Annotated in this window: 6 protein-coding genes; 1 reads left to right on the top strand and 5 read right to left on the bottom strand. The window is 69.9% G+C overall.

The features are described 5' to 3' along the window. Positions 1 to 406, bottom strand: a 406-nt coding sequence (locus ABD908_RS05995) for a MarR family winged helix-turn-helix transcriptional regulator (protein WP_344992315.1), incomplete at its 3' end; no start/stop codon positions are given. 81 nt (positions 407 to 487) lie between these two features. Between ABD908_RS05995 and ABD908_RS05990 the strand changes: the two genes are divergently transcribed. Beyond that, positions 488 to 766, top strand: a complete 279-nt coding sequence (locus ABD908_RS05990; protein ID WP_344992312.1) for a DUF2277 domain-containing protein — start codon at positions 488 to 490, stop codon at positions 764 to 766. Between the two features lie 29 nt (positions 767 to 795). Here ABD908_RS05990 and ABD908_RS05985 read toward each other — a convergent pair whose 3' ends face one another. The 4 genes from ABD908_RS05985 to ABD908_RS05970 form a co-directional block, all read right to left on the bottom strand. Continuing rightward, positions 796 to 2,040: a hypothetical protein gene (locus ABD908_RS05985; protein WP_344992309.1), complete on the bottom strand. Its 1,245-nt coding sequence runs from the start codon at positions 2,038 to 2,040 to the stop codon at positions 796 to 798. Then, entirely contained in the window at positions 2,040 to 3,386 is a 1,347-nt protein-coding gene (locus ABD908_RS05980) for a chloride channel protein (protein ID WP_344992306.1), read from the bottom strand. Before ABD908_RS05980 ends, ABD908_RS05985 begins: the two co-directional genes overlap by 1 nt. 152 nt (positions 3,387 to 3,538) lie before the next feature. Next, positions 3,539 to 4,915 carry a SulP family inorganic anion transporter gene (locus tag ABD908_RS05975; protein ID WP_344992302.1) on the bottom strand — a complete coding sequence of 459 codons (1,377 nt, stop codon included), beginning with the start codon at positions 4,913 to 4,915 and terminating at the stop codon, positions 3,539 to 3,541. Further along, the gene (locus tag ABD908_RS05970) at positions 4,899 to 6,431 is read right to left on the bottom strand and encodes an MFS transporter (RefSeq protein ID WP_344992299.1); all 1,533 of its coding nucleotides are present in this window, start codon (positions 6,429 to 6,431) and stop codon (positions 4,899 to 4,901) included. The genes ABD908_RS05975 and ABD908_RS05970 overlap by 17 nt, the downstream gene beginning before the upstream one ends. Positions 6,432 to 6,497 lie beyond the last annotated feature (66 nt).

Here is a 6,497-nt window from a genome sequence, read left to right as displayed (position 1 = left end):
CGTCGGCCGTCGCGTCCAGCCCGACGGCGAGCTGCGCCAGTCCGGCGCGCGCCGCGGCGGCGTCCGGTGTCCGAGCCAGGATCGCCTCGAGCCGGCGGATCATCGCCGCGTCGGCCGCGCGGAGCAGTGCCTCGCCGTCCGGGGTGACCCGGAGGCAGACGGCGCGGTGGTCGTCGCTCGCGGGACCGCGCACCAGCAGGCCGCGTCGGCACAGGGCGTCGACGCTGGCGCTGACGGTCGGCTTGCCCAGCGCGAGCCGGGCGGCGACGCGGGACGCGCGCTCGTCACCGTCGGACACGGCCGCGAGGACGCGATACTGCGCGAGGTTGAGCTCGTGGGCGGCGCTCTCCAGGTGTCGCGCCAGCCGCACGACGGCGCGGATCGCGCGGATGTCGTCGGTCTCCATTGCCACCACCCTACGCCGACTGGTTCGTACTACGAACCGAGAACGGGCGGCGGGCTGGACAGTGTGGTTAGCGTGGGGGGTATGTGCCGGAACATCACTGAACTCCGCGGCCTGGTACCGGCCGCGACCGACGAGGAGATCGAGGCCGCGGCGCGGCAGTACGTGCGCAAGGTCAGCGGGATCCAGAAGACCTCCGATGCCAACCACGACGCGTTCGAGAAGGCCGTCGCTGCGGTCACCGCCGCGACCACCGAGCTCCTCGACTCCCTGCCCGAGCGGCGTCAGCCGCCGAAGACGGTCCCGCCGCTGCGCCGCCCCGAGGTCCTCGCCCGCATCGCCGCACGCGAAGCGAGCGCCTGAGGCTCCGGCCGCGGGTGTGATCGATCGAGTTACCCGACGTGGCTGCCGCTGTTGGGCGCGCCGCTCGATCCGCCGGCTGCGGAGTGCATGGCTCCCGCGCCCCCGACCCCTGTCGGCGAGCCGAGTGCCCGGCCGAGCGCGGCGAGCGGGTGAGCGGCGAGCGGGTGAGCAGTTCCCGGCCGGGTCCCGGCGCTATGTGGGGCGGAGCCGGGCGTGCCCGCCGAGGAGCCCGTCCGCGAGGTGTCGACGGTGACTGTATGTGCCGGTACGGCGTGCACCGGCGCGGCTTTGGACGGCGCGATCACGGGCGGCGCGGCCTGGGACGGCGCGATCATGGACGGCGCGATCACGGGCGGCGCGATCACAGGTGGCTCGACCTCGGGCGGCGCGATCACAGGTGGCTCGACCTCGGGCGGCGAGACGTATGCCGCCGCCGACGACTCGGCCGTGCCGCCAGCCGTGCTGCCGCCAACCGTGGTGCCGCCGGCTGTGGTGCCGGCGATCGCGCCGCCGATGATCTGCCCGTCGGCGACCAGCACCTGCTGCGCGGCCGCGCCGCCCGCGCTCAGGGCGGCCACCGGGTCGCCGGTGGCCGCCAGCGTCGTCGCCGCGGCGTCGGCGGTCTGCGTGAGCCCGAGCAGTGAGAGTTCGGGCGCGTAGAAGGCGGCGGCGAAGAAGACGTCCGTCGCGTGGACGACCGCGCTCTGCACCGGCCCCTGCGGATCCGGCAGGATCGAGAACGGCGCCGGATCGGTGAGCGGCGGCGGCACCGGCGCCACCGCGGGCAGCGGTTCCTGCAGTGCGGCAAGCAGATCCGTGCGCAGTGTGTCCACAGCGCCGGGCAGGGCGGCCGGATCGGCCACTGCGCCTGCGACGTTCATCAGGTCCACCTCGCCGATCTCCACCCCGTTCTGGAACCTCGGCACCACGCGGTTGAGATCCATCCCGATGATCCCCGCCATGGCGTCGTTCGCGGGCGTGGTCACCGCGGCGGCGGCCGCGCCGATCGCCTGGAGGAGGTTGCCGGTGCTGCCGAGCGTGGCCACAAGCGCGCCCGGGCTCGACAGCAGGCCGAGCGGCACCGTCGTCAAGCCCTGCAGCACGTACGGGCAGATCGCGGCGCAGTTCTGCCCCTGATTCGTGAGGAAGGTCTGCAGCAGCGCGCCGGGGGGTGGTGCAGCCGCTGCGGGACCGGCCGCCCAGACGCCCGCGGTACCGGCGCCCACCGTCATCATCAGACCGGCAACGATCGCCGACAATCCTCGAAAGCGCATCACTCCGCCTCCCGCCAGGGCGCCGCGTCCGGACCCAGGCTCACCGTAGGCCGCGTCGGCCTGCGCGGACAATGGCGCGCACGTCCGATTCGCACCGTTTGCGCTGCCGCCGCGCGAGCGATCACGTGAGTTGTCACGTGGTGCAAGCGCGTCGACAGCACGGGCACGCGATGAGCCGCGAACGACACCGCGGACAGCAGCGCCAGTGTCGAAGCACCTCCGTGTACGAGTTCGCAGGTGAATACCGCCGCGAACAGAGGCGCTCCCTCCGTGATGGAGACGGTCGCCGCGGCTGCAGCCAGGATGCACAGCGGTACTGCATTCTGGATCCCTGGAAACGAATGTTCCGCTGTCAGACCGACGACCGCCCCCGCCGCGGCGCCGGTCGCGAACGACGGGGTGAGCAACCCGGCAGTGGCACCGGCCCGGACGAACACCGCTGTGACGATGGGTTTGAGCAGGACCAGGACCACCAGCGTCTCGACCGGTGTCGTTGTCGTGAGTGCCGACACGGCAATGGATTTGCCGTTGCCGGCAAGTGCCGGTTGCCACATCGACAACGTTCCCACCGTCAACCCTGCCGCGGCGATCGCGAGGGCTGACGTCGCGCGCGGATGGGCGGCCCTGGCCATCACGGCGGAGAACGCCGTGCCGGCCATCACTGCCGCCACCACACTCACCGCGAGCACAGGCCAGGACCTCCAATCGGTCCCGACGATCGTGGCGGTCGCCGGAATGCTGATCCCGGATGCGCTCTCTCCCGAGCTGAGGGCTGTCGCCGTCCGGACGGCGCACAAAGAGGTCACGGTGGCTGCGGTCACCGCCCACGGACTCCACTCCGACAGCAGTACGCACACCGCGTACACCGCCCCGGCGGCAGGGACGTCGTAGACGGCGGCGAGGCCGGCACCCGCAGCGGATGCGAGGAGTAGGCGACGTTCACGGTCGGAGAGACCCCACCCGGCGGTGGCGGCGTTGCCGAGTATCGCGGCGAGTTGTCGGGGCGCCGCCTCCCGTCCGATCGATCCGCCGCTGCCGACGACCAGGACCTGGCAGGCCGCATCGGAGAGCAGCGCGAACGAGGGAAACGGTCGGGGACGATCGATGGCGTCCCTCAGGCGCGGCATCGCGGCGTCACGGTCGCCGTGCCGGGCGCGTAGAAGGCGCCACCCGAGCCCGGCCAGCAATCCACCGATGGTCGGTGCCAGAACACGGCGCGCTGCGCGTGTATGCGCGACTCCGTCCAATAACGAGCCCGACTCGTAGGCGAATGCCAGGTGCTGGACGAGATGCAGCAGCGCTGTGCAGAATGCGCCCGCGATCCCCGCCAGAATTCCGGTGGCCATCAGCGCCGCCAGAAACCGCGCCGGGTGTGTCACTCCGCGGTCGAGGACGGTCGAACGTGCCAGCTCGCGCAGTCGCCTGAACCAGGACCGCGTCCGTCGAGCTGTTCTGGTCATCCGCCGGGGGACACGGACGTGGAATACCGTGGCGTCGTTCACTCGAACGGATCGTCGGTCGCGGAAGCCGTCGCGGCGGCATCTGCCTTCTCTCGGTATCCCACCCGCTCGCAGACCGCGCGCTGCCCGCTCGGTCCGGGTCCGGCCGATCTCCGACGCCATACCCGTTCGGCCTTACCGAGGACGGTTGCCGCGGCGAGTCCGCCGACGACGCCGTAGGCGAGGTTCTGCGTCGCCACAGTGACGATCATGGTGACGGCCATCACCGCCGTAGTCGCCGGTGGGGCGTTTCGCAGTGCAGACGGTGACAGCGACCGCCAGTCCATCGTGGTCAGGGACACCGTGGCCATCACCACCACCAGCGCGGCCATCGGAATCATCGCGAGCAGGTGGCGACCCCAGAGAGCGGCCGCCAGTAGGGCCAGCCCAGCCACCACGGGTGACAGTCTCGTCCGCGCACCCGAGCCCTTGACGTTGATCATCGTCTGCCCGATCATCGCGCAGCCGCCCATACCGCCGACCGCGCCGGCGAGGATGTTCGCGACGCCCTGTCCGCAGCCCTCGCGGCGCATGTTCGAGTCGGTAGCGGTGATCTCATCCACCAGTCCGGCGGTGAGAAACGATTCCATCAGCCCCACGAGTGCCAGGGCGCAGGAGTAGGGCAGGATCGTGAGGACGGTGCCGACGGTGGCCGGAACGGTCGGGATTCCGACGTGCATGAGGGGCGCGCCCAGTCCGCCGGCGCCGCCGATCCGCGGTACCGAGGGGTGGACCGTGGCTGCCAGGACTGTGAGGAGGGCGGTGACGACGAGCGGGGCGGGGACGGTGGTCACGAGCCGCGAACACAGCGGAGTCAGGATCAGACCGCATCCGACCAGCAGGTATACCGTCACCGGGACATGCACCAACTGCGGGATCTGCGCCAGGAGGATGAGAATCGCCAGGGCGTTGACGAACCCGGTGGTGACAGCGCGAGGGACGAAGCGCATCAGCCGGGCGACGCCGCACAGCGATAGGACGACCTGGAGAACGCCACCGACGATCACGGCGGCGACCAGATACCGCATACCGTGCTCTCGAACCAGGGGCGCCGTCACGAGGGCCACGGATCCCGCCGCGCCCGACACCATTGCGGGCCGGCCACCGACGACGGCTGCGCCGATCGCGAGAACGACGGATGTCATCAATCCGATCTCCGGGCGTACGCCCGCGACCACCGCGAACGACATCGACTCGGGGATCAAGGCCAGCGCCACTACCAACCCGGCCCACACCTCGCGGGTCAGCAGCGATCCTCGGGGTGACCGCCGGCGCGGCGACGTCCGATCGTCGTGTGCCTCGGCGGCGCCCGGGATGGTCACCTGTGTCGCACGCGCGGCCGCCCGAGAAGTGCCGGGGTCAGGCCGTTCGAGCATGGTCCACCAAGTCGTCGGCCTCGACGTCGCGTCCGATCGGATCCCAGCGGATGAGCGCCACCACCGCGGCGATTCCCGCGGGCGCCAGCGCGAGCGCGACGAAGGTGCAACTGAATCCGCAGGTCGACAACATGATCGGGAACACCACGAACCCGCAGACGCTGCCCAGCCGCAGCATGCCCTGTCCCCAGCCGATTGCGAGTCCCCGGATCCGCGTCGGGAACGACAGGGCCGCATACGCCATGCCCTGCGGACCTGGGCCGATCGTGTGCGCGAGCATGAACAGTGCGAGCATCCCGGCTTCGAGTCCGACGCTGCCGACGGCGTGACCGCATGCGACGCCGACCAGCGCGGCCGCAGACCCGATCGATCCCCACAGCGCCAGCGGCCGGATGCCGGTGCGGTCACAAACGGCCGCCTGCACCAGCGAACCGATCAAACCGATTCCGTTGAAGATCGCGCCGCCCAGGATCGCATTGAGGATCCCCTTGCCGAAGATGACCTCCGAGATCACCGGCAGATAGAAGATCACCGCGTAGTACTCGATGCTCTGCAGCCCACCGATCACAGCCGCCAGCACCGCACGGGGTCGGTACCGGTCCGAGAAGAGGCGTCGCGCCGCGTACGTTATCGACGTCGGGGTGAGAGCCGTGGTCGGCGTCGCCGCGTCGGGAGCGACCTGGACGTTCATCTCTCGGGTTCGGCGGAGGATCTCCGCGGCTGCCGGCAGATCTCCTTGATGCGCCGCCCACAGTGGGCTCTCCTCGAGATATCGACGGCGGAAATAGATCAGCAGAAGGGCCGGAACGGCGCCGAAACCGACGGCGACCCGCCATAGCAGTGCGTTGTCGATGACCAGGTACCCGACCAGTGTCACGGCGAAGCCCACCAGCGCGGCGAGATACCAGTTCACGTAACTACTGTTGACGAACAGGCCACGTTTGGACCTTCTACAGAATTCGACCACGAAGCTGAGTGCTACCGGGAAATCGAGGCCGACGCCCAAGCCCATCACGAGGCGGAATGCCACGAGAATCGCGGTGTTCGGCGCAAACGCGCAGCCGAGCGCGGCGATCACGAAGATCCAGAGATCGAGCACGAACATGCGCCGCCGCCCGAGCCGATCCACGAGATGGCCACCGGTGAAGGCTCCGACCAGCGCGCTCACCGCCATCGACGCGGACAACAGTCCGACGGACGTGCTGGAGAGCCCGAATTCGTGCTGTAGTTGCACCGTTCCGATCGACAGACTCGAGAAGTCGTAGGCATCCACGAATACGCCGCCCAGCGCGAGGAACATGATGCGCACCGACTTCGATCGTGCGCTCCAACCGGTTCCGCGATCCGGGTCGGGCGTGTTCTCGACGAGCGCGTGTACGTCGTTGGCGTTGCCTATGTAATAGACGGTCCGCCCGTCGCCGTCGATGCTCGGGCCTTCTCCGTGCAGGTCTGGTGGTGCATGAAGAGTCGATATGTCGGGCTCGGGCAGGTGCCGTCTACTGGACAGTCGGACCATGGCTTCCTCCAGGTATCGGGGTCGGATGCCGAATTTCTATCGCCGGCCGGTTACCGGTAGCCGCGC

Source organism: Tsukamurella soli (assembly GCF_039541155.1).
Classification (GTDB): Bacteria; Actinomycetota; Actinomycetes; order Mycobacteriales; family Mycobacteriaceae; genus Tsukamurella; species Tsukamurella soli.
Note: the sequence above shows the minus strand (reverse complement) of the source record. Positions and strands in the feature narration are given on the sequence as shown.

What these genes read in the sequence shown, in the direction of transcription:
- ABD908_RS05985 (WP_344992309.1), bottom strand. Translation starts at nt 2,040, where the DNA reads ATGCGCTTTCGAGGATTGTCGGCGATCGTTGCCGGTCTGATGATGACG.
- ABD908_RS05970 (WP_344992299.1), bottom strand. Translation starts at nt 6,431, where the DNA reads ATGGTCCGACTGTCCAGTAGACGGCACCTGCCCGAGCCCGACATATCG.
- ABD908_RS05975 (WP_344992302.1), bottom strand. Translation starts at nt 4,915, where the DNA reads ATGCTCGAACGGCCTGACCCCGGCACTTCTCGGGCGGCCGCGCGTGCG.
- ABD908_RS05980 (WP_344992306.1), bottom strand. Translation starts at nt 3,386, where the DNA reads ATGGCCACCGGAATTCTGGCGGGGATCGCGGGCGCATTCTGCACAGCG.
- ABD908_RS05990 (WP_344992312.1), top strand. Translation starts at nt 488, where the DNA reads ATGTGCCGGAACATCACTGAACTCCGCGGCCTGGTACCGGCCGCGACC.